This window comes from Streptomyces tubbatahanensis (assembly GCF_022699385.1).
Taxonomy (GTDB): domain Bacteria; phylum Actinomycetota; class Actinomycetes; order Streptomycetales; family Streptomycetaceae; genus Streptomyces; species Streptomyces diacarni.
The window spans coordinates 71,160-74,788 of the sequence record NZ_CP093846.1 but is presented as its reverse complement, the minus strand read 5'-3'; the positions used below and the strand labels follow the sequence as shown (position 1 = coordinate 74,788).

The window sequence follows — 3,629 nt, the reverse complement described above, 5'->3', positions numbered from 1 at the left end:
GGGGTCCGGGCGGCGTGTTTTCGCCCACTGTAAATGATCTTGTCCATTCATCGTCGCGCTGGAAGAGTCAGCGACACTCACCGACCGGGGGTATCAACATGCCGGACGTGGCAGAGCTTCGCCGTGCCGCGAGACTCCAGTACAAGCGCGCCGTGCTGTGGACCCACGCGCGCCGGGGCGACCTCGTCTGCCGGCTGATGCTGCACGAACACCTCGATGATCCCTACCCGTTGTACGAACACATCCGGGCGCACGGTCCCGTGTACCGCAGCCGGGCCGGGGTGCAGGCGGTGACCGCGCACGAGCTGTGCAGCCAGGTGCTGCGCGGTTCCGCGTTCGCCCGCCGCAACGAGGAGCCCGCGGCAGGCCCCGGTGCGCGGACCGCCCCGGCCGCCTCGCAGACCTCCGCGCCCGGCGACGTCGACGGTTCCGGTACCGGGACCGGCGAGGGTACCGCTCCCGCGGAGGGCGGCGGTGCGGCGGGCGATGAGCCAGGCGACACCTCGTTCCTGGAAGCGGAGGTCGCCGACCACATGCGGTGGCGGCGACTGGTCGCGCCCGCGTTCCGCCCCCGCAAGATCGCCGAGTACCGCAAGCGCACGGAGGAGGTCGCCCACCGCCTGATCGACACGGCGCTGGCCAGGGGCGGCACCTTCGACGTGGTGACCGACTTCGCCTCCCCGCTGCCCATCACCGTGATCAGCGAGCTGCTCGGCATCACCGACGTCGACGTGGACCGCTTCGCGTACTACGGGCTGGTCACCGGCAGGGCCATCGACGGGATCCGCTCCGCGCGGCAGGCCGCCGAGTTCCGTGCGGCGGCGCGGGAGCTGAACGCCATGTTCACCAATCTGGTCGGCAAGCGCCGCGGGGAGCCGGGCGAGGACCTGGTCAGCGAGTTGCTGCGGTCGCAGGACGGCGACCAGTTGCCCGAACAGGAGATCATCGGCACCTGCCAGCTCTTGCTCACCGCGGGGTTCGAGACCACCACGAACCTGGTGTCCAACGCCGTACTGCGCCTGCTGTCCGACCGCTCACAGTGGGAGGCGCTCGTCGGCGACCCCGGTCTCGCGCCCGCCGTCGCCGAGGAGTCGTTGCGCTTCGACCCGCCCGTGCAGTATTCGATCAGGGTCGCGCGCGAGGCACTGACGCTCGGGGACCGGCCCGTTCCCGTCGGCACGGTCCTCATGCTCGTCCTCGGCGCCGCCAACCGCGACCCCGTGATCTTCCCCGACCCGCACCGCTTCGACATCAGCCGCTCGGGTGCGGGCCAGCACCTGGCGTTCCTCAGCGGTGCCCACTACTGCGTCGGCGCCCCCCTGGCCCGGATGGAGACTGACGTGGCGCTCAGCGTGCTCGCCGAGCGCGCCCCCGAACTGCACCGCGCCGGACCGCTGCGGCGCCGTCCCACGGCAGCCCTGCGCGGTCTGCTGAGCCTTCCCGTCAGCGCGAGGCGCTGACCACCGATCCGGGAGGAAGCACTCATCATGTTCACCGAACCGCCGCGTGCCCCCGTGGCCCTGGACACCGGCCGGCACCGGACCGTGCCCGAGGCGGCCGACTGGGTCACGGAGCACCTCGACGAGGTGCACGCGCTGCGCCGTGAGCACGGCGCTGTTCTGCTGCGGGGCCTGCCCTTCACCACGGCGCGGGAGTTCGCGGTACTGCGCGACCTGATCGTCGCCCGTCCCGCCGAGTACGTGGAGAAGGCCACCCCCCGCAGCGCCTACGGCGAGGGTGTCTACACCGCGACCGACGTACCCGCGCGGCGCCGCATCCGGCTGCACAACGAGAACAGCTACGCGCTCAGCTTCCCGCACCTCCTCGTGTTCGCCTGCCTGACCCCGCCGACGGCGGGTGGTGAGACCTTCCTCGGCGACATGCGGGCCCTCCTGGACCTACTGCCTGACCGTCTGGTCCAGCGCTTCACCGACGAGGGCTGGATGCTGGTCCGCAACTACTGGGGACACTTCGGCCTGACCTGGCAGGAGGCCTTCGGCACCGAGGACCGCGAGGCGGTGGAGCGGTACGCGGCCGAGCAGCGCCTCACCACCGCATGGCACGGTGACAGGCTCACCACCACGCAGCACCGGTCCGCTCTCGTGCGGCACCCGGAGACCGGGGAGACGTCCTGGTTCAACCACGTCGCCTTCTGGAGCGAGTGGAGCCTGGCGGAAGACGTGGCCACGATGCTGCGCGCGGAGTGCGGCGACGACCTGCCCTTCCGCACCTTCTACGGCAACGGCGAACCCGTGGGCAGGGCCGAGATCGAGCTGCTGAACTCCGCCTACGAGAAGGTCAGCAGCGCCGAGCGCTGGCAGCGCGGCGACCTCATGCTCGTCGACAACATCCGACTCGCGCACGGCCGCGAACCCTTCCAGGGCGAACGCGAGGTGCTGGTCGCGATGGGCGATCCGGTCGAGAGAGCGGACTGCGCACTATGACGACGCGGCTGTCCCGGCGCACATCTGCCGTGGCGCCGATGGCTCTCGCCGCGCTGCTGCCCGCCGCCCGCGAGAGCGGTGCCACCGACCTGGCCCTCGGCATCCCCCGTGGAAGTCCGCCGGGGGCCGCCGTCGAAGCAGCCGTGGCGGCCCTGCGCTCCGGCTCCCACCAGTACGCCGATCCGGCGGGGTCGCCGGAACTGCGGCACGCGGTGGCGGCCGGGCTCGGCGCCGTGCGTGGTGTACGCGTCGACGCCGAGCACGAGGTCACCATCAGCGCCGGAGCCACCGAAGGGCTCCTGGTGGCACTGATCGCCGCTACCGACCCCGGCGACGAGGTGCTCGTTCCGGAACCCTTCTACGAAAACCACCCCGGGGTCGTCGATCTGGCCGGTGCGAGCGCCCGCTTCGTTCCGCTGACCGGTGAGGGCCGACGCCTGGACGGGCTAGCCCTGGAAGCCGCCGTCACCCCGCGCACGCGGGCCGTGCTGCTCAACAATCCGCACAACCCGACAGGGCGGGTCTTCGACCGCGCCGAGTTCGACGCACTCACCGCGCTCTGCGAACGCCACGACCTCACGCTGATCACGGACGAGGTCTACGACCGGTTCGTCTACGACGGCCACCGGCACCTGTCACCCGTGGGCGGCGTGCCCCGGCTGCGCCACCGCTCGATCGTCGTCGGCAGCCTCTCCAAGACTCGCGCCATGAGCGGGTGGCGGCTCGGTTACTGCCTCGCGCCGGCACCGGTCACCGCGGCGCTGCGCCGGGTGCACGAGCGCACCACACTCGGCGCTCCCCACCCGTTGCAGCGCGGAGCGGCGGCGCTCGGCCCCGAGGCGGAGGCCGAAGTCGCATCCGTGCGTGCCGAGTTCGAGCTGCGGCGCGACCTGGTGTGCGACGGGCTGCGCGAGGCGGGCTGCACCGTGCACACCCCGCAGGGCGGATGGTTCGTCCTCGCGCGTACGGCCGCGCTGGCCGGCGACTCGGCGGAACTCGCCCGCGAACTTGTCGAACGGGCCGGTGTCCTGGTAGCGCCGGGCGCGTCCTTCTTCGCCTCGCCAGGGGCCGGACGCGGCTGGATCAGGGTCGCCCTCGTGCGTGACCGGGACAGGCTCGCCGCAGCGCTCGCCCGAGTCACTGCCCATCTCACCCGCACCCCGATCGCGCCGAGAAGCTGAGGAG

Annotated in this window: 3 protein-coding genes; all 3 read left to right on the top strand. The window is 72.0% G+C overall.

Features of this window, described 5'->3' with window-relative positions; genetic code table 11:
• Positions 1 to 107 precede the first annotated feature (107 nt).
• The 3 genes from MMF93_RS00265 to MMF93_RS00255 are packed head-to-tail and all read left to right on the top strand — an operon-like array spanning position 108 to position 3,625.
• A complete protein-coding gene (locus MMF93_RS00265; RefSeq protein ID WP_242748431.1) occupies positions 108 to 1,460 on the top strand; it encodes a cytochrome P450 in 1,353 nt (450 codons plus the stop codon).
• A gap of 27 nt (positions 1,461 to 1,487) precedes the next feature.
• A complete protein-coding gene (locus MMF93_RS00260; protein WP_242748429.1) occupies positions 1,488 to 2,444 on the top strand; it encodes a TauD/TfdA family dioxygenase in 957 nt (318 codons plus the stop codon).
• Complete coding sequence (locus MMF93_RS00255; RefSeq protein WP_242748427.1) at positions 2,441 to 3,625, top strand: pyridoxal phosphate-dependent aminotransferase; 1,185 nt, start codon at positions 2,441 to 2,443, stop codon at positions 3,623 to 3,625. The genes MMF93_RS00260 and MMF93_RS00255 overlap by 4 nt, the downstream gene beginning before the upstream one ends.
• Positions 3,626 to 3,629 lie beyond the last annotated feature (4 nt).

Bases quoted from the DNA above. Each gene is read 5' to 3' on its own strand.
- MMF93_RS00260 (WP_242748429.1), top strand. From the start codon at position 1,488: ATGTTCACCGAACCGCCGCGTGCCCCCGTGGCCCTGGACACCGGCCGG.
- MMF93_RS00255 (WP_242748427.1), top strand. From the start codon at position 2,441: ATGACGACGCGGCTGTCCCGGCGCACATCTGCCGTGGCGCCGATGGCT.